18 protein-coding genes are annotated in these 21581 nt (G+C 72.0%); 11 read left to right on the top strand and 7 right to left on the bottom strand.

Annotation, left to right across the window (positions count from 1 at the left end):
* Positions 1–60: 60 nt before the first annotated feature.
* Complete coding sequence (locus OHS57_RS30085) at positions 61–840, bottom strand: hypothetical protein (RefSeq protein WP_328583916.1); 780 nt, start codon at positions 838–840, stop codon at positions 61–63.
* Positions 841–1162: 322 nt separating this feature from the next.
* Positions 1163–2971, bottom strand: a complete 1809-nt coding sequence (locus OHS57_RS30090; protein ID WP_328583917.1) for a PucR family transcriptional regulator — start codon at positions 2969–2971, stop codon at positions 1163–1165.
* Positions 2972–3287: 316 nt separating this feature from the next.
* On the opposite strand from OHS57_RS30090, the gene OHS57_RS30095 reads away from it, so the two are divergent.
* The 5 genes from OHS57_RS30095 to OHS57_RS30115 all read left to right on the top strand — a co-directional run bounded on the left by OHS57_RS30095 (position 3288) and on the right by OHS57_RS30115 (position 10101).
* On the top strand, positions 3288–4178 hold the full coding sequence (locus OHS57_RS30095) for an FAD binding domain-containing protein (RefSeq protein WP_328583918.1): 891 nt from the start codon (positions 3288–3290) through the stop codon (positions 4176–4178).
* 2 nt (positions 4179–4180) lie between these two features.
* The gene (locus OHS57_RS30100) at positions 4181–4828 is read left to right on the top strand and encodes a (2Fe-2S)-binding protein (RefSeq protein WP_328583919.1); all 648 of its coding nucleotides are present in this window, start codon (positions 4181–4183) and stop codon (positions 4826–4828) included.
* The gene (locus OHS57_RS30105; RefSeq protein WP_328583920.1) at positions 4828–7281 is read left to right on the top strand and encodes a xanthine dehydrogenase family protein molybdopterin-binding subunit; all 2454 of its coding nucleotides are present in this window, start codon (positions 4828–4830) and stop codon (positions 7279–7281) included. Before OHS57_RS30100 ends, OHS57_RS30105 begins: the two co-directional genes overlap by 1 nt.
* Before the next feature lie 132 nt (positions 7282–7413).
* Complete coding sequence (locus OHS57_RS30110) at positions 7414–8874, top strand: NCS2 family permease (protein WP_328583921.1); 1461 nt, start codon at positions 7414–7416, stop codon at positions 8872–8874.
* 72 nt (positions 8875–8946) lie between these two features.
* Positions 8947–10101, top strand: a complete 1155-nt coding sequence (locus OHS57_RS30115; protein WP_041992338.1) for an XdhC family protein — start codon at positions 8947–8949, stop codon at positions 10099–10101.
* A 298-nt stretch (positions 10102–10399) separates the two neighbouring features.
* Here OHS57_RS30115 and OHS57_RS30120 read toward each other — a convergent pair whose 3' ends face one another.
* Positions 10400–11428 carry a LacI family DNA-binding transcriptional regulator gene (locus OHS57_RS30120; RefSeq protein ID WP_328583922.1) on the bottom strand — a complete coding sequence of 343 codons (1029 nt, stop codon included), beginning with the start codon at positions 11426–11428 and terminating at the stop codon, positions 10400–10402.
* Between the two features lie 338 nt (positions 11429–11766).
* On the opposite strand from OHS57_RS30120, the gene OHS57_RS30125 reads away from it, so the two are divergent.
* Complete coding sequence (locus tag OHS57_RS30125; protein WP_328583923.1) at positions 11767–12246, top strand: lamin tail domain-containing protein; 480 nt, start codon at positions 11767–11769, stop codon at positions 12244–12246.
* Positions 12247–12346: 100 nt separating this feature from the next.
* On the opposite strand, the gene OHS57_RS30130 is transcribed toward OHS57_RS30125, so the two are convergent.
* Entirely contained in the window at positions 12347–13555 is a 1209-nt protein-coding gene (locus OHS57_RS30130) for a lactonase family protein (protein ID WP_328583924.1), read from the bottom strand.
* A 237-nt stretch (positions 13556–13792) separates the two neighbouring features.
* Here OHS57_RS30130 and OHS57_RS30135 point away from each other — a divergent pair, with 237 nt between their 5' ends.
* From OHS57_RS30135 to OHS57_RS30155, 5 genes are all read left to right on the top strand, one after another.
* Positions 13793–15073 (top strand): VWA domain-containing protein, encoded by a 1281-nt coding sequence (locus OHS57_RS30135; RefSeq protein ID WP_328583925.1) that lies wholly within the window; start codon positions 13793–13795, stop codon positions 15071–15073.
* Entirely contained in the window at positions 15073–15894 is an 822-nt protein-coding gene (locus OHS57_RS30140) for a hypothetical protein (protein ID WP_328583926.1), read from the top strand. Before OHS57_RS30135 ends, OHS57_RS30140 begins: the two co-directional genes overlap by 1 nt.
* Before the next feature lie 207 nt (positions 15895–16101).
* Positions 16102–16977, top strand: a complete 876-nt coding sequence (locus OHS57_RS30145; protein ID WP_443042992.1) for a metallophosphoesterase family protein — start codon at positions 16102–16104, stop codon at positions 16975–16977.
* Positions 16974–17639 (top strand): 4'-phosphopantetheinyl transferase family protein, encoded by a 666-nt coding sequence (locus tag OHS57_RS30150; protein ID WP_328583927.1) that lies wholly within the window; start codon positions 16974–16976, stop codon positions 17637–17639. Before OHS57_RS30145 ends, OHS57_RS30150 begins: the two co-directional genes overlap by 4 nt.
* A 65-nt stretch (positions 17640–17704) precedes the next feature.
* Positions 17705–18820, top strand: a complete 1116-nt coding sequence (locus OHS57_RS30155; RefSeq protein WP_328583928.1) for a winged helix DNA-binding domain-containing protein — start codon at positions 17705–17707, stop codon at positions 18818–18820.
* A 38-nt stretch (positions 18821–18858) separates the two neighbouring features.
* Here the strand turns inward: OHS57_RS30155 and lysA are convergent, their stop codons facing one another.
* From lysA to OHS57_RS30170, 3 genes are all read right to left on the bottom strand, one after another.
* Positions 18859–20196 carry a diaminopimelate decarboxylase gene (lysA, locus tag OHS57_RS30160; RefSeq protein WP_328583929.1) on the bottom strand — a complete coding sequence of 446 codons (1338 nt, stop codon included), beginning with the start codon at positions 20194–20196 and terminating at the stop codon, positions 18859–18861.
* The gene (locus tag OHS57_RS30165) at positions 20193–20591 is read right to left on the bottom strand and encodes an SAV_915 family protein (protein ID WP_328583930.1); all 399 of its coding nucleotides are present in this window, start codon (positions 20589–20591) and stop codon (positions 20193–20195) included. The genes lysA and OHS57_RS30165 overlap by 4 nt, the downstream gene beginning before the upstream one ends.
* Positions 20592–20741: 150 nt before the next feature.
* On the bottom strand, positions 20742–21569 hold the full coding sequence (locus OHS57_RS30170) for a helix-turn-helix transcriptional regulator (protein ID WP_328583931.1): 828 nt from the start codon (positions 21567–21569) through the stop codon (positions 20742–20744).
* Positions 21570–21581: the final 12 nt, after the last annotated feature.

The raw sequence follows: 21581 nt of genomic DNA on the forward strand, positions 1-21581 counted from the left end.
GCAAAAGGCTTCTGAGCGTCGACTCAGAAGCCTTCGGCGGGTCCGTGCAGCCCTCGGTCCTCAGACCGCTGCCGTCGGGGGTGTCAGTTGCTCCGCCAACCATGTCGGGACGCCGTCCAGGAGGCGGACCAAACGGGTGGCTTCCGTGCGTAGGCGGGTGGCTTCCGGTTCTGGTTCTGCCTCTGCCAGGGCCGCCAAGGCCGGGGCTGTGCCTACCAGGTAGCCCAGCTCCTCGCTCAGTCGCAGCGACTCGGTGAAGCCGTGTCTCGCTTCGGCCAGTTCGCCGTCCCTGAGTGACAGTCCCGCCAGGTGGCGCCAAGTGAGCGAGAGCAGCAGCTGGTCGCCCTGCGCCGTCGCCGACGCGTGGGCGCGGCTGTAGGCCGCGCGGGCCGACTGGGGGGAGTCGGAGAGGTGTTCGGCGATCAGGCCGCGGCGGAAGTCGAGCAGTCCGCGGCCCGGCGCCGTCGGGTCGAGCAGTGCCGCTGCGCGGCCGAGCGCGGCGCGGGCTTCGTCCGCGCGGTCGCGGACGCCGAGCCAGGTCGAGGCGTAGGCGAGGTGACCGCGTTCGCAGGCGGCGGCGCCGCGTTCGTCGTCCTCGTGGGCGATGGCCTCCGCCGTACGCAGGGCGTCCTCCGCGTCGGCCCAGCCGCTTCCGGTGTACAGGCACCGCTCGACGAGGAGCGCGGCCCGTTGGAGCGCGGGGGCCGCCGTGCCGGTGTGCGGTGCGAGCAGGGCTGCTGCGTCGGTCCAACAGCCGCGCGAGCGCAGCCGCCATACCGCGGTCTGGAGTGGGTCGTCCCCGGCAGTGGTTCCGGTACCAGACATGGCGGTATGCGCCACATTGCCCTCCCCTAGCGCGCCATTGTGCTGTTGAGTGTGAGACGCATCTCAACACGGATAGGCACGCCGGGCCAATAGGTTAGGTGAAACTTTTCACAATCTCTTGGTCGTCAACGCGGGCGCCGACCCGGCCCCGATCTTGGAGTCGCGCCTCGCGCACGCCCCTCACCTGCGGTGGGACCCGCGTGACGGAGATCGTCCATGTCTGTCATGACCCCGCCGTGGCCGACCGGTTGGATCTCCACGTGACCTCTTCGGGTGACGGCGGTCAACATGGCACGCGGTGACGTGGCGCCGCGCATGCGAGCTCGGAGGCCGTCCCTCAACTCATCCGCAGCGCCAGGAAGAAGTCCAACTTGTCTTCCAGGCGCGAGAGATCACGGCCCGTCAGCTGCTCGATCCGGCCGATCCGGTACCGCAGCGTGTTCACATGCAGATGCAGTCGCGCCGCGCAGCGCGTCCATGAGCCGTCGCAGTCCAGGAACGCCTCAAGCGTGGGGATCAGCTCCGCGCGGTGCCGGCGGTCGTAGTCCCGCAGCGGGTCGAGCAGCCTGGCGGTGAAGGCCCGGCGTACGTCGTCGGGGACGAACGGCAGCAGCAGGACGTGCGAGGCCAGCTCGTGATGGCCCGCGGCGCACACCCGGCCCGGCCGCGCCGCCGCCACCCGGCGGGCATGACGCGCCTCCTCCAGGGCGCCGCGGAGCCCCTCGGCCGAGTGGACGGCCGCGCTCACCCCGAGTGTCAGCCGTCCGTCGTCCGCCAGGCCGGCGGAGAGTGGTGCCTGTACGGCGGCCAGGAGCACATCCGCCCGCAACCCGGGCCCTGCGTCCGCCGCCTCCTCCTCAGGAGCCTCGCCCGGGCCGCTCGCGCCGTCCGGCTCCTCCGTCACCGCCGGCGGTACCAGCGGCACCAGCGCGACCGCCTCGTCGCCCACCTGCGCCACCGCGATACGGTCCGACGGGTCGGCCCCCGCGATCGTCGGATCGGCCAGGATCTCCTCCAGCAGCGACTGCGCCACCGGACCGTGGCCCGCCACCGCCCCGTCCGTACCGCCCCGCGTCCACTCGACCCTCGCCACCACGACCTGCCAGTGTGGCGCCGTGCCGAGACCCGGCAGCAGTACCGGCGCGGCGACCCGCAGCCGCGCGGCGATCTCGGCGGGCGGCGCGCCCGCCTGGACGAGTTCGAGGACTTCTTGCGCGAGCCTGCGCCGTACCGTACGGGCGGCGTCGCGCCGGTCCCTTTCCACCGCGATCAGCTGCGTGACGCCCTGCAGCAGATCGAGCCGGGCCGTCGGCCATTCGCCGGCGTCCGCCTCGACGGCGAGCAGCCACTCGGAGAGCACCGCCTCGCGCGGATCCCGCACCGCCCCTGAGGAAATCGCTCCCGGCGAGACCGACGGCCCCGAAGAACCCGCCGCGCCCGCACCCACTGCCCCCGCCCCCAGCGACGTCTCGACACGCCCGGTGTTGCGTACCGCGAAGAGTGAATACGCCGTACCGTCCAGCGTCACCCGGTAAGGCCCCCGTCGTCCTGTGCGTGTCGCCGCCATGTGTTCGCCCGCGAGCCGGGCCGCCCGCGCCGCCGACAGCGGTTCGCCGGAGCCCGCGATCTGGCGGCCGGCCGGGGAAAGTACCCAGGCCCGCAGGTCGAGGTCCGAGCCCAGCAGGTCGAGGACGACATCGGGGCCGCCGCCCGCAGGACCCGCCGTCATCAGCCTGCGGTGCCGGTCGACGACGGCGGCCAGATCCCCGGCACGCTCCCCGGACACCTGCCGCACCACATGCTCGGTGATCGTCGCGAAGGCAACGTCCTCGTTCACGGCGAACAGCGGCAGCCGGTGCCGTACGCACGCCTCCACCAGATCGTCCGGGATGCCGTTGAGCCCCGCGTCACCGGCCGCGAGCCCGGTGACACCGGCGGCCGCGAGGATCCGTACGAACGGTTCGGAGTCGGCCGCCTCATGCCGCCAGGCGAGACCCGTGAGCACCAGTTCGCCGCCCGTCAGATAGCGGCTCGGGTCGCGCAGGTCGGTGGTCATCACACCCCGCACCGGCCGGTCGAGTTCGTCGGCGCCGCCGAGGAGGCGCAGGCCCAGCGCCTCGGTTTCCAGCAGTGCGCGCAGCCGCATCTCGTCGCCGCCGATCTTTCTCGTCGCTTCAGGGGTGGAACACAGGGTCGGGACGCAGGGGTGGGGTACAGCCGCAGGACACGCACCGTCCGCCTCGTCTTTTGTTCGAATCTACAAGACCGCGAACCCGCCCAGCCAACTCCTTCATGGTTTCGGTGACTGCACCGGACGGAGCACGGCCCGGTGTACTAGGGCCACACAGCGTTAACAGCTGATGAATAACCTGTCGAATCTCCGGCCGTCTCCGGGCTTCAGCGCACGACCGAGCACGTCGATCACGTCGATCACGACCGATCACGAATGAAGAGAGCCACTGATGGACTTCCTTCGTCCCGCCAGCTGGGAGGAGGCGCTCGCCGCGAAGGCCGAGCACCCCACGGCTGTGCCCATCGCGGGTGGCACGGACGTCATGGTCGAGATCAATTTCGACCACCGGCGGCCGGAGTACCTGCTGGACCTGAACCGCATCGACGAGCTGCGCGACTGGGCCGTCGGCGAGGAGAGCGTCCAGCTGGGCGCCTCCGTGCCGTACACCCACATCATGGAGCAGCTCAGGACCGAGCTGCCGGGTCTCGCGCTCGCCTCCCACACCGTCGCTTCCCCCCAGATCCGTAACCGCGGCGGCGTCGGCGGCAACCTCGGCACCGCGTCCCCCGCGGGGGACGCCCACCCGGCCCTGCTCGCCGCGGGCGCCGAGGTCGAGGCCGAGTCCGTACGCGGCAGTCGGCGCATCCCGATCGACGCGTTCTACACCGGGGTCAAGCGCAACGCGCTCGAAGCGGACGAGCTGATCAAGTGGGTGCACATCAAGAAGGCCGAAGGCCCGCAGCAGTACTCGAAGGTGGGCACCCGCAACGCGATGGTCATCGCCGTCTGCGCCTTCGGGCTCGCGCTGCACCCCCGTACCCGCACGGTCAGGACCGGCATCGGATCCGCCGCGCCGACCCCCGTACGGGCCGCGACGGCCGAGGAGTTCCTGAACGCGGCGCTCGAAGAGGGCGGCTTCTGGGAGAGCGGCAAGATCATCACCCCGTCGATCGCCAAGCAGTTCGCCACGCTGGTGGCGGCCGCCTGCAACCCCATCGACGACGTGCGCGGCACCGCCGCCTACCGCAGGCACGCCGTCGGGATCATGGCTCGCCGCCAGCTCGGCTGGACCTGGGAGCAGTACCGCGGCACCGGCCGCACGCTGGAAGGAGCTGCATAACCATGCGCGTCAATTTCACCGTCAACGGACGCAAGCACGAGGCCGACGACGTCTGGGAGGGCGAGAGCCTGCTGTACGTCCTGCGCGAGCGCATGGGCCTGCCGGGCTCCAAGAACGCGTGCGAGCAGGGGGAGTGCGGCAGCTGTACGGTACGGCTCGACGGCGTCCCGGTCTGCTCCTGCCTGGTCGCGGCCGGCCAGGTCGAGGGCCGCGAGGTGATCACCGTCGAGGGCCTTGCCGACTACGCCAAGCAGCGTGAGGACCGCGGCTGCGGCGACCAGAACCATGGCGACCAGAACCACGGCGATCAGAGCCATGGCGACCGGACGAACGACACCCCCGGCACCAGCGTCCAGCGCGCCCAGCAGTGGCAGGCCCGCCCGCCCGCGCAGGGCACCGACTCGCAGACCGGCGAGGGCGGCGCGCTGTCCCCCATCCAGCAGGCGTTCATCGACGCCGGCGCCGTGCAGTGCGGCTTCTGCACCCCCGGCCTGCTCGTCGCGGCCGACGAGATGCTGGAGCGGACCCCTTCGCCCACCGACGCGGACATCCGCGAGGCGCTGTCCGGCAACCTCTGCCGCTGCACCGGTTACGAGAAGATCCTCGACGCGGTGCGCCTCGCCGCCGCCCGGCAGGAAGAGGCGGTCTGATGACGACCCAAGTCCCGACGACGGCCAACGGCCCGACGGCCACCGGCAACGCAACGGCCCGCGCCGCCCGCCCCACCACCGGTACCCCCACCAGCCTCACCCAGGGCTCGACGACCAAGGGCGGCATCGGCGAGTCCACCCTCCGCCCCGACGGCACCCTCAAGGTCACCGGCGAGTTCGCGTACTCCTCCGACCTGTGGCACGAGGACATGCTCTGGGGCCACACCCTGCGCTCCACCGTCGCGCACGCCGAGATCCGGTCCATCGACACCGCCGAAGCCCTCGCCACGCCGGGTGTCTACGCCGTCCTCACCTACGACGACCTGCCCACCGACGTGAAGAACTACGGCCTGGAGATCCAGGACACCCCCGTCCTCGCGCACGGCAAGGTACGCCACCACGGCGAGCCGGTCGCGATCATCGCGGCCGACCACCCGGAGACCGCGCGCCGGGCGGCGGCGAAGATCGTGATCGACTACGCCGAACTGCCCGTCATCACCGACGAGGCGTCCGCGACGGCGCCCGACGCGCTGCTGATCCACGAGGGCCGCGACGACCACCACATCGGCCACGTCCCGCACCCGAACATCGTGCACCGCCAGCCCGTCGTACGCGGCGACGCCGACGAGGCCGCCAAGCGCGCCGATGTGATCGTGTCGGGGGAGTACGTCTTCGGCATGCAGGACCAGGCGTTCCTCGGCCCCGAGTCCGGTATGGCGGTCCCCGGCGAGGACGGCGGCGTCGATCTGTACGTCGCGACGCAGTGGCTCCACTCCGACCTGCGGCAGATCGCGCCCGTACTCGGCCTGCCCGAGGACAAGGTCCGGATGACCCTGTCCGGCGTCGGCGGCGCCTTCGGCGGCAGGGAAGACCTGTCGATGCAGATCCACGCCTGCCTGCTGGCGCTGCGCACCGGCAAGCCGGTCAAGATCGTCTACAACCGGTTCGAGTCGTTCTTCGGCCATGTCCACCGGCATCCGGCGAAGCTCTGGTACGAGCACGGCGCCACCCGCGACGGCAAGCTCACCCACATGAAGTGCCGGATCGTCCTCGACGGCGGCGCCTACGCCTCGGCGTCCCCGGCCGTCGTCGGCAACGCCTCGTCGCTTTCGGTCGGTCCTTACGTCATCGAGGACGTCGACATCGAGGCCATCGCCCTCTACACCAACAACCCGCCCTGCGGCGCGATGCGCGGTTTCGGCGCCGTCCAGGCGTGCTTCGCCTACGAGGCGCAGATGGACAAGCTCGCGAAGCGACTGGGCCTGGACCCGGTCGAGTTCCGCCAGCTCAACGCCATGGAGCAGGGCACACTGCTGCCCACGGGTCAGCGCGTCGACTCACCTGCGCCCGTCGCCGAGCTGCTGCGCCGCGTCAAGGCCAGGCCGCTGCCGCCGGAGCAGCAGTGGCTCACCGCGGGTGAGGCCGCCGATGTGCGGGCACTGCCCGGCGGGCTGTCCAACACCACCCACGGCGAAGGGGTGGTACGGGGCATCGGCTACGCGGTCGGCCTCAAGAACGTCGGCTTCTCCGAGGGCTTCGACGACTACTCCACCGCGCGGGTGCGGCTCGAAGTCATCAACGGGGAGCCGGTCGCCGTCGTGCACACGGCCATGGCCGAGGTCGGCCAGGGCGGTGTGACCGTGCACGCGCAGATCGCCCGCAGCGAGCTGGGCGTCACCCAGGTCACCATCAACCCCGCCGACACACAGGTCGGTTCGGCCGGATCGACGTCCGCCTCGCGGCAGACGTACGTGACCGGCGGCGCGGTGAAGAACACCTGCGAGCACGTACGCGAACAGGTCCTGGAGATGGGCCGGCGCAAGCTCGGCACCTACCATCCGGCCTGGGCCACCGCCGAGTTGCTGCTCGAAAGCGGCAAGGTCGTCACCGACGGCGGTGAGGTGCTGGCCAGCCTGGTGGACGTGCTCGGCGACGAGGTGGTCGATCTGGAGCTGGAGTGGCGCCACCGGCCGACCGAGGCGTTCGACCTCCGTACCGGGCAGGGCAACGGCCATGTCCAGTACTCCTTCGCCGCGCACCGCGCCGTCGTCGAGGTCGACACCGAACTCGGCCTGGTCAAGGTCATCGAACTGGCCGTGGCGCAGGACGTCGGCAAGGCGCTCAACCCGCTGTCCGTCGTCGGCCAGATCCAGGGTGGTACCACCCAGGGGCTCGGCGTCGCGGTCATGGAGGAGATCATCGTCGACCCCAAGACCGCGAAGGTGCGCAACCCGTCCTTCACGGACTATCTCATCCCCACCATTCTCGACACACCGACCATCCCGGTCGATGTGCTCGAACTCGCCGACGACCACGCGCCCTACGGGCTGCGCGGCATCGGCGAGGCGCCCACCCTGTCGTCAACTCCCGCTGTCCTCGCGGCCATCAGGAACGCGACGGGGCTGGAGCTCAACCGGACGCCGGTACGTCCCGAGCACCTGACCGGTACGTAACCGGCCGACGGAACTCGTTCCGCAACCAGTTCGCCTCGGGCCGTCCCCCGGGTCGTGCAGCCCACGCACCATCCCAAATCCCGCAATCCCAGTACCACGCGGGTGCCCCTGTGAACCTTGGGAGTAGGCACCATGACCCAGTCGTCAACAGAGCCGAAGATCACAGCCGAGGACGCCGGCTCAGGCTCACGTCCCCCGGCGGGCCGTTCGTGGCTCGACCGGTATTTCCACATAACGCACCGAGGGTCCACCGTCTCGCGCGAACTGCGCGGCGGCGTCACGACCTTCATGGCGATGGCGTACATCCTGCTGCTCAACCCGCTGATCCTGTCGGGCAAGGACGCGGCGGGCGACAGCCTCAGCCGCTCCGCGCTCATCACTGCGACGGCGTTCGCCGCCGCCCTCACCACCCTGCTCATGGGGTTCGTCGGCAAGGTGCCGCTGGCGCTCGCCGCCGGGCTTTCCGTGTCCGGTGTGCTGTCCAGCCAGGTCGTGCCCGTGATGACCTGGCCGCAGGCCATGGGCATGTGTGTGATGTACGGCGTTGTGATCATGCTGCTGGTGGTCACCGGGCTACGCGAGATGATCATGAACGCGATCCCGCTCGCGCTGAAACACGCGATCACCATGGGCATCGGGATGTTCGTCGCCCTGATCGGCCTGGTGAAGGCGGGCTTCGTGCACGCCTCCACCGGCGGCGGCCCCGTCACCCTCGGCCCGGCGGGACAGCTCGCCGGCTGGCCCGTGCTGATCTTCTGCGTCACCCTGCTGCTGATCTTCATGCTCCAGGCGCGCAACGTGCCCGGCGCGATCCTCATCGGGATCGTGATCGGCACGGTCATCGCCGTCGTGCTCAACGCCGTGGGCAACATCAGCCCCAAGGCGTGGGGCAGCGGGCCGCCCGAGCTGAAGGGCAGCGCGGTCTCCATGCCGGACTTCTCGCTGTTCGGGAAGGTCGAGTTCGGCGGCTGGGGCCAGGTCGGCGCCATGACGGTCGGCATGATCGTCTTCACCCTCGTGCTGGCCGGCTTCTTCGACGCGATGGCCACCATCATCGGGGTCGGCACCGAGGCCAAGCTGGCCGACGCCAACGGGCGGATGCCGGGCCTCTCCAAGGCGCTGTTCATCGACGGCGCGGGCGGCGCGGTCGGCGGTGTGGTCGGCGGCTCGGGACAGACCGTCTTCGTCGAGTCGGCGACCGGCGTCGGCGAGGGAGCGCGTACCGGCTTCTCCGCCGTCATCACCGGCCTGTTCTTCGCCGCCTGCCTGTTCTTCACACCGATCACCCAGATCGTGCCGGGCGAGGTCGCGGCGGCGGCCCTGGTCGTCATCGGCGCGATGATGATGCAGAACGCCAGGCATGTGGACTGGAGCGACCGGTCGGTCGCCATTCCGGTGTTCCTCACCGTGGTGCTGATGCCGTTCACGTACTCCATCACCGCGGGCGTCGCCGCGGGCGTCATCGCCTACGTCGCCATCAAGATCGCCCAGGGCAGGGCACGGGAGATCGGGGCCTTCATGTGGGGCCTCACCGTGGTCTTCCTCGTCTTCTACGCGCTGCACCCGATCGAGGCGTGGCTGGGCGTCTCCTGAGCTGCCCGCACACGAGTCAACACACACCACGTCCAAGTCACTTGGCCGTACCGGACCTTTGAGGAGACCGTCATGCTGGACATCGCCGAAGAGCTCAACCGGTGGGTCGGGCAGGGCCGGGACTTCGCCGTCGCCACCGTCGTGGCTGTCGGCGGCAGCGCGCCCCGGCAGCCGGGTGCCGCGCTCGCCGTCGACAGCGAGGGCACCGCGATCGGTTCGGTCTCGGGCGGCTGCGTGGAGGGCGCGGTGTACGAGCTGTGCCAACAGGTGCTCGCCGACGGCGCCGTGGTGCTGGAGCGCTTCGGCTACAGCGACGAGGACGCCTTCGCCGTGGGACTCACCTGCGGCGGTGTCATCGACATCCTCGTCACACCGGTGCGCGCGGGCGCCGCCCGCCGTGAGGTGTTCGCCGCCGCCCTCGCCACCGCGGCGGGCGGCGGCGCGGCGGCGCTCGCACGGATCACGGAAGGCCCGGACGACCTGCGCGAACAGGCCCTGCTGGTACGGCCGGACGGCTCGTACGAGGGGAGCATCGGCGGCCACCCGGCGCTGGACCGTACGGCGGTGGGTGAGGCACGCGCGATGCTGGACGCCGGCCGGACCGGCACCGTGGTGATCGGCGCGGGCGGCTCGCGGTGCGGCCGGCCGGTGACCCTGCTGGTCGAGTCGAGCGTCCCGCCCCCGCGCATGATCGTCTTCGGCGCCATAGATTTCGCCGCGGCGCTGGTACGGGTCGGCAAGTTCCTCGGGTACCGGGTGACGGTGTGCGACGCGCGCCCCGTCTTCGCCACCCGGGTGCGCTTCCCGGACGCCGACGAGATCGTCGTCGACTGGCCGCACCGGTACGTGGAGTCCACGGAGACCGACGGCCGTACGGTGCTGTGCGTGCTCACGCACGACGCCAAGTTCGACGTACCGCTCCTGGAGGTGGCGCTGCGGCTCCCCGTCGCCTTCGTCGGCGCGATGGGCTCGCGCCGCACCCATGAGGACCGCAACCGGCGGCTGCGCGAGGTCGGCGTGACCGAGCTCGAACTGGCCAGGCTGCACTCGCCGATCGGGCTCGACCTGGGGGCGCGTACGCCCGAGGAGACCGCGCTGTCGATCGCCGCCGAGATCGTCGCTTCCCGGCGCGGCGGTACCGGCGTCTCGCTGACGGGGGCCCATACGCCGATCCACCACGACGGATCCCGCCGGGGACCGGGCAGGCGCATCGGCTCGGTCGCCTGAGCCCGGCACGAGCGATCCGGCGGGGCCGAAGTCAGGTGCGCCGCCCCGTGCCGCGACCCCCCACGGGCGCGGCACGGAACGGCGCGGCTACCTGCCCGTGCGACCGGTGAGGCAGCGGCGCGCCCGGAACCGGAGCGGCAGTCCGTGCGGGGTGGCGTGGACGGGAGACAGGCCCTCTCGCGGTAATGGGAGCGCTCCCGAAAGACTTCTCCTGCGCCCTGTCGCTGTCAAGGGCGGTGACGTTCTCTGTGTCCTGCGGCCTGTCCTGGGGCCTGCGCGACCGGCTTGTACGGCGGGCTCAGCCCGACGCCCGCTGTACCAGCTCCGTCGGCAGCACCACATGCTCGCGCGCGGCCCCGGGCGCGCCGAGCGCCGTCAGCAGCACCCGCGCCATCGTGCGCCCCATCTCCTCCACCGGCTGGCGCACCGAGGTCAGCCCCGGGTCCGTGTGGCGGGCGATGGGGGAGTCGTCGAATCCCACCACCGCCACGTCCTGCGGGATCCGGCGGCCCGCCGCGCGCAGCGTGTGCAGGGCGCCCGCCGCCATCACGTCGGAGGCCGCGAACACCGCGTCCAGCTCCGGGTGACGGTCCAGCAGCTCGGCCGTCGCGCGCCGGCCGCCCTCCTCGGTGAAGTCGCCGTTGGCGATCCACGACGAATCGGGTGCGGCGCCCGAGACGTCACGCACCGCGTCCTCGTACCCGCGCAGCCGGGACTGCGCCACGTACATGTCCGGCGGTCCGGTGACCGTCGCGATGGCCCGCCGCCCCGAGCCGGCCAGATGGGCCACGGCCGAGCGGGCGCCGCCCGCGTTGTCGGCGTCCACGTACGCCACGGGCTCGTCGGCGGAGCGCCGGCCGCCGAGCACCGTCGGCAGGCCGATCTGGGCGAGCAGGTCGGGCAGCGGGTCGCTGCCGTGCACGGAGACCAGCAGTACGCCGTCCACGCGGCGGGCCCCCGCGTACTGCAGGAACCGCTTCCGCTCGCTCTCGGTGCGCAGGAAGGTGAGCAGCAGCTGCATGTCGGTGTCGGCGAACCCGTCGGCCACGCCGTGCACGATGTCGGAGAAGTACGGCTCGGCGAAGAACCGTTTCTCGTTCTCCGGGATGACCAGCGCGACCGCGTCGGTCCTGCTGCCCGCCAGCGCCCTGGCCGCCCGGTTCGGTACGTAGCCGAGCTCGCTGATCGCCTGCTCGACCAGCGCCCTGGTGCTGTCCTTGACCCGCGGCGAGTTGTTGATGACCCGGGAGACGGTGCCCCGGCCGACCCCCGCGAGCGCCGCGACCTCTTCCAGGGTCGGCTGACCCGTACGTCCCTTCGCCACCATCTGTGCGACCTCCGGTCTGCATCTGTACGCCGTCCGGTGCGTGGGGGAACGGACTGCCGCCATCACTCCCGGCCATCCAACCACTGGGAGCGCTCCCATGCACATGGCGGCCTTGTGCCGTCCGGATCGGTGTAGGGGGTGTCGTGTGGCGTCCGGTGAGCGCCGGGGCGTACGCGCCTGGCGTGAAGCGGGTGTGCAAATGTCCGTGTTTTGTAACCCGTAACCGCATTTTCTTCACCGTTGGCCGACGGACCGCCACAGTGTGAAAGCGCCCGGCGACCGACCGGGCACAGGCACCAGCGGCACCCAGGGACGGGTGCCGTATGCAGGAGGTTCACATGTCCAACTCCGTATCCCGTACCGCAGCGGTCATCCTGGGCTCGGCCGCGCTGGCGGCCGGTGCTGTGCTCCCCGCCGTCGCCGCCGACCACGGGCACGGCCACGGTCACGGCGCGCCGGCCCCGCATTCGACCGTCACCCTGGGCGCCGTCCAGTACGACAGCCCCGGACGCGACGACCGGTCCAACAGGAGCCTCAACGAGGAGTGGGTCACGGTCAAGAACACCGGCAAGCGCGCGGTGAACCTCAACGGCTACACGCTGGCCAAGGACAGCCGGCACGTCTACCACTTCAAGAACGTGCGGCTGGCCGCCAAGCAGTCGCTGCGGGTGCACACCGGCGTGGGCCGCAACACGTCGCGTGACCTCTACCAGGGCAGCCGCTTCTACATCTGGGACAACGACGACACCGCGACGCTGCGCGACAACCACCACCACGTGGTCGCCTCGAAGCACTGGGCGCCGAAGCGCCACCGCTGAGCCGTCCGGCAGCGGTAGGGGACTCACACTCACACTGACACACCACTGTGCGCCACGGGTCGGCCGGCCCGTGGCGCACAGTGGTGTGTGCGGACAGCCGCTACAGCGGCAGTGCGCAGACGGCCACCGGCGAGGGGAACGGGTCCCCGGCGGAGGCGAGTTCGCCGGTCGCGAGGTCGACGTGGAACACCGTCACCGTGCCGGAGTTCTGGTTGGCGGCGAACAGCAGCCCGCCGTCCGGCGAGAAGGCGATCTGCCGGGGGTAGTCGCCCCCGACGGGCACGGTGTCCAGCAGCCGCAGCTCGGCGCCGTCCGCCTCGACCGCGTACCGGGTCAGGCTGTTGTGGCCCCGGTTGGCGAGATACGCGAAGGCGCCGTCGGCCGTGACCAGCAGCTCGGCGGGGAAGCTGCTGCCCGCGCCGCCCGCCCCCGTGGACTGCGGTTCCCCCGGGGTGAGTTCACCGCTCTGCGGGTCGTAGCCGCAGACGACCACGGTGTTGTCGAGTTCGTTGGCCAGGTACGCGTACGCGCCCGACGGGTGGAAGGTGAGGTGCCGGGGGCCCGCGCCCGGCCGCAGCGTCGCGTAGGAGACCTGGCTGAGGGTGCCGGCCGACTCGTCGAGGCGGTACGTGTAGACGGTGTCGTTGCCCAGGTCGACGGCGAGGACATGGCCGCCGTCCGGGCTGGTGACGATCTGATGGGCGTGCGGCCCGTCCTGTCCCGGACCCGGCGCGGGAGCCGAGTGCTGGACCACGTCCGTCGCCTCGCCCAGCGCGCCCGTCGTGTCGATGGGGTGCACGGCCACACTGCCCGAGGTGTAGTCGGCGCTCAGCAGCCACCGGCCGCTCGGATGGACCGACAGATGGGTCGGCCCCGCCCCGCCCGCGCTCCTGCTGCCCAGCACCGAGGGGCTGCCGCCGTCAGTAGGCAGGGCGATGGCCGTCACCGCGCCGTCCTGCTGTTCGTCGACCGCGTAGAGCGTCGTACCGTCCGGATGGACCGCCAGATACGAGGGGTTGGCGACGCCGGTGAGCGTCCCGCCCGCCGTGACGGCGCCGGTCGTCCCGTCGTACGTCGCGAGGCCGACGCCCGTTCCGCCGCCCTGCTGGGAGGTGTACGTCCCGAGGTACAGCGGCCGGCCGGCGGCGCGCGGTCCCGCGGGCACCGGACTCCGGCTTATCGGCGCGGTGTTCGCGACGGCCGACGTCGGAACGGCGGCCAGCGCCGCCGCCGCCGCGAACGCGCCCAGCACCCGGCGCCTGCCGGGACCGCCGGTCGGTCGTGCTTCCTGTCCTGCGCTGCTGCTCATACCGGTCACCTCTGCGTGTGGGGGGTTGTGACGGGTGGGGGGTTGTGACGGATGGGGGTCGTGCCGGTCGTGGGGTCGTGCCGGGGCGGACGGACGGGGCGGACGCGCTCACCGCGGGGGCCGTGAACGCGCCCACCACAGTGGCCTGATCCGTTCATCCCGACAAGTCCGCACCCGATATGACGGGGCGTCAGTCCTTATTTGGCCCCGGTGGCTGATTCTCCATATCATCCGGCGATGATCATAAGTAAACGGTCGGCGGTCGCCGCGTGCGGTCTGCTGGCCGCACTGTCCTTCGGGCTCCTCGCTCCCTCCACCGCGGCAGCCGACGACGAACCCGCCGCGCAGCCCGCGCCCAAGGTCGATCTCGTGCTGGACGTCAGCGGTTCGATGCGGACCCGCGACATCGACGGCCAGACCCGGATGACGGCGGCCAAGCAGGCGTTCAACGAAGTCCTGGACTCGGTACCGCAGGGGGTGGAGCTCGGGATCCGTACCCTCGGGGCCAACTACCCGGGCAAGGACACCAAGGTGGGCTGCAAGGACACCGAGCAGCTCTACAAGGTCGGCCCGCTGGACCGTACCGAGGCGAAGACCGCCGTCGCCACCCTCGCCCCCACCGGCTGGACGCCCATCGGCCCCGCGCTGCTGCGCGCGGCCGACGACCTCGAAGGCGGTGAGGCCACCCGCCGTATCGTCCTCATCACCGACGGCGAGGACACCTGTGCGCCGCTCGACCCCTGCGAGGTGGCGCGCGACATCGCGGCCAAGGGCATCCACCTCGTCATCGACACGCTGGGTCTCGTCCCCGACGACAAGACGCGCAAGCAGCTCACCTGTATCGCCGAGGCCACCGGCGGCACCTACACGTCCGTACGGCACACCGACGAACTGTCCGGCCGGGTGACCCAGTTGGTCGACCGGGCCGCCGATCCCGTGGTCACGCCCGTGGCCACCGAGGGCGCCGCGCGGTGCGCGCAGGCCCCCGAACTCAAGCCCGGTCTCTACAGCGACCGTGAGCGGTTCTCCGAACACCGCTGGTACCGCGTCGACGTCCGGCCGGGACAGGAGCTGCGCGCCTCGGTGAGCGTCTCCGCCGACCGCGCCGTCGACCCCGACTACGGCGTCCTGCTGCGGGCCGTGACCGTGCACGGCAGGGAGATCGTCCGTGGCTCGGAGGCGGGCGCCGGACGCACCGATGTGATCTCCACCGGTCTGCGCTACCCGAAGCCGCCGGAGGACGAGAGCGACGACGGCACGCCACCGCCCGCCGAGGCGGTGTGTCTTGAGGTCGGCAACGCCTTCGCGGCGCCCGACTCGGTCAAGACCACCCCGGGACTGCCGGTCGAGCTGACCGTCGCCCTGGTGGACTCGCCCGACGATCCGTCCGACGTCGCCTCCTTCGGCCTCGGCCGCGGCTGGTGGCTGCTCGGTCTGCTGACCCTCACCGGTTTGGTCGCAGGTCTGCTGTGGGGCTGGATCTCCCGCTGGCGTGTCGCTGTCTGGAGGAGCAACTGATGCGTACCACAGGTGTGTTCACAAGCGTTCTCCTGACGGGCGCCCTGGCGGGCGCGGTGTTCGCCGGCGCGGCGGGAGCTGCCTCCGCCGACAGCCCCACCCCGTCCGACACGTCCACGGCCGCCACGGGCGACGACGGCTCGGCGGCGCCGACCGAGGCCGGCACGTCGTTCCGTACGGCGACGGCCTTCCGGCCGGGGCAGCGGCCCACGGCCGACGCGTCGACCGGCGACTACCTGTACTGGATGTTCCCCGTCGACGTGGGGCAGCGGGCCACCGTGACCGCCGAGGTCACCTTCCCCGACTCCTCGGCCAGGAAGTCGAGTTCGACCTGGCAGGTCGACGTGTACGACGGGCTGCGCCGCCGCCAGCCGTGCGTCTACGGCGCGCAGACCCGAGCGGTCGCGGGCGGCGCGGGCACGGTCGAACTGCGCTGCACGCTGCGCACCGTACGGGCCTGGGCCGAGCCGTGGTCCAACGACCCGCTGCCGGGCAGCTATTACATCCGGCTGACGGCCGTCGACGCGCAGGAGCAGGACCTCGGACTGCCGATGAAGGCGGCCATCGGGGTACGGACGTCCGGCGAGGGCGGTGCGCATGCCGTCGGCGGCAAGCTCGCCGCACCGCTGACGCCCGGCGTCGCCGACGACAAAGCGGCGACAGCGCCCGAGGACGGCTGGTCGTCGGGCCGTTGGTCCGACCGCTGGCTGTGGACGGTCGGCGGCGGCGTGCTCGGCGCGCTCGCCGCCATCGCCGGCTACACCCTGGCCCGGCCCTCGCGGCGCCGGGTGGCCTCGCCGCCCCCGCCGGCGCAGTACTGAGCGCGGAAGCGCCCAAACAGTCGGCCCCGGGGGCCTGTTCACCCACAGGCCCCCGGAGCCGTGCGCGTGCGGGGCACCCGCGTACAGGGGCCCGCGTGAAGAGGGCCCGCTGACGAAAGCCGGCTCGCGCGGAGTCCGCTCACGGAAGGCCGCTCACGGGACACGCACCCTCGCAGCGCCGGAAGCCCCCGCGATAGCCTGGCGCGCGTGACTGTGCCCAGCGCCTCCGACGCCTCTGACCGGACGCCGAAACTCTTCGCGATCAGTGACCTCCACGTCGCCTACACCGAGAACCGCGACATCGTCGAATCGCTGCGGCCGGAGTCCCCGGACGACTGGCTCATCGTCGCCGGCGACACCGCGGAGAAGGTCGCGGACGTCGAATGGGCGCTGCGCACCCTCGCCGGCCGGTTCGCGAAAGTCGTGTGGACACCGGGCAACCACGAGCTGTGGACCCACAAACAGGACCCGGTCCAGCTGCGGGGCGACGCACGCTACCAGCATCTGGTGGCGCGGTGCCGGGAGTTGGGCGTGTCGACGCCCGAGGACCCGTACCCCGTCTGGCGGGGCCCCGGCGGCCCTGTCACCGTGGCACCCCTCTTCGTCCTCTACGACTACACGTTCCGCCCCGCGGGCACCACGACCAAGGAGGAGGCGCTGGCCGTCGCGCACGAGTCGGGTGTGGTGTGCACGGACGAGATGGTGCTCCACCCCGACCCGTACCAGAGCCGCGAGGCCTGGAGCGCCGAGCGGGTCAGGATCACCGAGAAGCGGCTCGAAGACAGGCCACCCGGTCTGCCGACCATTCTGGTCAACCACTGGCCGCTGACCCGCCACCCCACCCGCGTCCTCACCTATCCCGAGTTCGCGCTGTGGTGCGGCACGGAAGCGACGGCCGACTGGCATGTGCGCTACGAGGCCAAGACGGTCGTCTACGGCCATCTGCACATCCCGCGCACCACCTACGAGGACGGGGTGCGGTTCGAGGAGGTGTCCGTCGGCTACCCCCGCGAATGGCAGCGTCAGCGGCACCCCGACCCCGCGCTGCGCCAGATCCTGCCCGTGCCCGGGGCCGCGTCATGATCGGCGAGATACTGCCCCCCGTGGTGGTGTCCGTGGCCACGACCGACGACGTCGCCGCGCCCGACCTCTTCCCCGAAGAGGCGGCCCTGGTGGAGAAGGCCGTGCCCAAGCGGGTGCGCGAGTTCGGCACGACCCGGCACTGCGCCCGCAGCGCGCTCGCGCAGCTGGGTGTGGCACGCGCGCCCATCCTGCGCGACCGGCGCGGCGCCCCCGGCTGGCCGGCCGGGACGGTCGGCAGCATGACCCACTGCGACGGCTTCCGCGCCGCCGCCGTCGCCAGGAAGAGTGACATCGTCACCCTCGGCATCGACGCCGAACCGCACGCCCGGATACCCGAAGGCGTGCTGGAGACCATCACGGTCGGGGACGAGCCCGCCAGGATCGGGAAACTCATCCACACCCGGCCCGAAGTCCACTGGGACCGGCTGCTGTTCAGCGCCAAGGAGTCCGTGTACAAGGCGTGGTACCCGATCACCGGACGCTGGCTGGACTTCACCGAGGCGGAGTTCGAGATCGACCCGGCGAACGGGGGCTTCACGGCGCGGCTGCTCGTCCCGGGACCCGAACTGCCGGGCCACGGCACCCTCAAGGGCTTCACCGGACGCTGGGCGGTGCGGGACGGCGTCATCATGACGTCCGTCGTCCTCGCGGCGCTGCGGTAACCGGCCCCCCTCGTCGGCGGGCGCTGCGGACCGAAGCTGTCCGCAGGGCTCGGTACGGTTCGGGCATGGCCTCGAAGACGACCGCCCCCGTGCTCGGGGTACGCGCCCTCAACCGGGCGACCCTGGAGCGGCAACTGCTCCTGCGCCGCGACACCAGGCCGGCCGAGGACGCGGTCGCGCATCTCCTGGGGCTGCAGGCGCAGAACGTGAAACCCCCGTACTTCCAGCTCGCCGCCCGGCTGGCGGGGTTCGTCCCCGAGGACCTGTCCAGCCTGATGGCCTCCCGCGCCGTGGCCCGGCTCGTGACCATGCGCTCCACGATCCATACGCACACCGCCGACGACTGCCTCACCCTGCGCCCGCTCGTCCAGGCCGCCCGCGACCGCGAACTGGGACTCTTCCGCAAGGGGCTGCCCGGCGTGGACCTCGACCGGCTCGCCGCGTACAGCCGCGCGTTCGTCGAGGAACAGCCGCGCCCGGTCAAGGAGTTGCGCGAGGCACTGCTGAAGCAGTGGCCGGACGCCGATCCGCAGGCGCTGACCGTCGCCGCCCGCTGCCTGCTGCCGCTCGTGCAGACCACCCCGCGCGGACTGTGGGACACCAGCGCGCAGGTCACCCTCACCACCGCGGAACACTGGTTCGGCAGGCCCGCCGAGCCCGCGCCCGCCGCCGACGGGACCGTACTGCGCTATCTCGCGGCCTTCGGACCAGCCTCCGTCAAGGACATGCAGACCTGGGCGGGTCTTACCCGGCTGCGGGCCGTCTTCGAGCGGCTACGGCCCCGGCTGCGCACCTTCCAGGACGAGAACGGCGTCGAACTCTTCGACCTGCCCGAAGCGCCGAGGCCCGACCCCGCTACCCCGGCGCCGCCGCGCTTCCTGCCGGAGTTCGACAACCTGCTGCTCTCGCACGCCGACCGGAGCCGGATCGTCCCGCCGGCCTACCGGGGCCGCTCCTGGCGGGGGAACACCGGATACCGCACGCTCCTCGTGGACGGTTTCCTCGCGGGCGTCTGGCAGCCGCCGGAAGGCGGCGACGGCGCGCCGCTCACCGTCGAACTCTTCGCCGGCATCGGCCGCGAACAGCGCGGCGCGGTGACGGAGGAGGGCGAGCGGCTGCTCACCACCATGTACGGCGGTGCGGCCGGTGGAGTCCGCTACGCGAACTTCACCGGCTCCTGACGCCCGCGCCCCACACAGCTTCCTGACGCGCCGTCACCTCACAGCCCGACGTCCCGCATCCGCAGATCGTCGAAGCTCTCCCGCCGGACCAGCAGCCGGGACCGGCCCTCCGACACCGCGACCACCGGCGGGCGGCCCGTCATGTTGTAGCCGGACGCCATCGACACCTGGTAGGCGCCCGCCGCCGGTACGGCCAGCACGTCACCCGCCCTGATGTCGTCGGGCAGCTCGACCGACTCGGCGAGCACATCGCCCGCCTCGCAGTGCCGCCCCACGACGGTCGCCGTCCGCATGGGCGCGTCCGACGCCCGGCCCACCCTGCGTACGGTGTAGCGCGCGCCGTACAGCGCCGGGCGCGGGTTGTCGCTCATCCCGCCGTCGACGGCGACGAAGGCCCGGCCGCCGGTGTGTTTGACCGACAGCACCCGGTAGAGGGCGATCCCGGCCGGTGCCATGATCGACCGGCCCGGCTCGACGGTCAGCCTCGGCACCGGCAGGTCGTGCGCGGCGCAGGCCTCCGCCAGTGTTTCGGTGATCAGCCGCCCGTACACCGAAGGCGCGGGCGCGGGATCTCCCGGCAGATACGCCACGGCGAAGCCGCCGCCCATGTCCAGCTCGGGAAGGGTCACCCCGAACCGCTCCCGGATCAGCGCCATGAAGGCGACCACCCGCCGCACGGCCTCGGCGAACGGCTCGGCCCGGGTGATCTGCGAGCCCAAGTGGCAGTGCAGACCGACCAGTCGCAGACGGTGCTGGCCGAGGATCCGGCCGACGGCGTCCAGTGCGTCACCGTCCGCGATCGACATGCCGAACTTCTGGCCGGCCACACCCGTACGCACCTTGTGATGCGCGCCCGCCGCCACACCGGGCACCACCCGCACCATCACCTGCTGCGGGTCGGGCCCCGCGACCTGCGCGGCGAGCCGGGCGATCTCGTTGTCCGAATCGATGACGATCCGGCCGACGCCGAGCCGCAGCGCCGCCCGTAGATCCTCCGGCGACTTCGCGTTGCCGTGCAGCACGATGTGCTCCGGCGGGAAGCCGCGGGTGGCCGCCAGCTCCAGTTCACCGGCGGAGCAGACGTCGAGCCCCAGGCCCTCCTGCTCGACCCAGTCGACCACGGCACGGCACAGGAACGCCTTGGCCGCGTACACCACATCGGCCTGCGGCAGCGCGGCACGCCAGGCCCGGGCACGGGATCTGACCTCGCCCTCGTCCAGGACGTACGCCGGTGTGCCGTACCGCTCGGCCAGCTCGGCCAGGGACACGCCCGCCACGGCGATGTCACCGCCGGGGGCCACCACGGCGGACGTGGGCCACACCGTCGCCGTACTCAGCTCGTCGATGCGCAGCAGCGGCTGCGGTTCGGTGGTCATACGGCCATCGCCTCCGGGACGTCCAGCGGGCCCAGGGTGCGGCGCGCGCAGCTCATGACCGGTGCGGGACGCCGCCCGGCCGGCGAGGGGGGAGCGGACGGGACGGCGGTGAGCTGCGGGTCGACCGTCACCACCAGCGCCCCGAGCGGCGCGCCGAGCGCGCGCAGGGCCGGTTCGGCGAGCAGGATCCAGGGCTGCCGCTCACCGAACACGGCGGCCAGCCGCCCCTTGCTGGTGAACCCGACAGCGGTCCGTGCCCCGAGCGGTGTGCGCGCGAAACGCAGCTGGCAGTCGCCCGAGGGGCCGCGCCGCACGGGTACGTAGAGCATGCCCGCACCGCACGGCAGGTCGGCCGGGTCGGGGTCCGCGGCCTCGTCGTCGGAAATGCGCTCCATGGTGTCCTCCGGAGGAGTAGTTCACTGCCTGACACCTGGAAGCTATGCCCGCGGGGAACCCTCCCTGGGGTCCCATGACGCACCATTGATCACCATGCCCCACATCTTGACGCCCCCCTGGCGCTGATCAGCCCTGACCTGCGCATTCACTCAGGGCAGCAGGCCCGCGCGGCGGGCTGCCACGACCGCTTCGAGGCGGGTGTGGGCGCCCAGCTTCCGCATGGCCGAGCGGAGGTAGCCCTTCACCGTCTCGGGGCGCAGGCCGAGCAGTTCGGCCGCCGCCGCGTTGGTCGCGCCGGCCGAGACGCAGCTCAGGACGTCCAGTTCGCGGGGTGCGAGGCCGATCGGCATCAGGGTGCCGTCCGTCGCCGTCGCGCCCGCCAGCCGGCCGCAGACGGCGAGGAGTTCGTCGCGCAGCCCGGCGTCGGGGACCCGGGGGGCCAGGGCGCGCAGTTCGCTGTGGGCTGCGCGTACCTCCTCCCACGCCGCCGATCCGGCCGCCGGCTCGCGGGTCAGTGACAGCAGCCGCTGCACCTCGTCGTGTACTGCCAGCGACTGCTCCACGTCCTTCGCGGCGGCGACCGCCGCGTCGAAGGTGCGGTCGCCTATCGGCAGCGCCGTGCGCAGCGCCCCGTACAGCACGCCGCGCACCTTGCGCCGTACGACCACGGGCACGGCGAGCACCGAGCGCAGCCCCTCGGCGGCGACCGCCGCGTCGTACTCGTGGCTGATGTGGCGCGCCTCTTGGTAGTCGGTCACGGCGAACGGCCGGCGCAGCGCGATCGACTTGCCGCCGAGGCCGTTGCCCGAGGAGATCAGCAGGCCGCGCAGGGCGCTCGTCGCCGCCCCTGTCAGCTCGGCGAGTCTGACCTGACCCGGGTCGTGCAGCAGGCCGCCGAAGGCGACCGGCAGCCCCGTCGTACGGCGCAGCCGCAGCAGCGCCGCGCGCATCTCCACCGCCTCCACCGCTTCGGCCACGCCGCTCGTTCC

Source organism: Streptomyces sp. NBC_00370 (assembly GCF_036084755.1).
Lineage (GTDB): Bacteria > Actinomycetota > Actinomycetes > Streptomycetales > Streptomycetaceae > Streptomyces.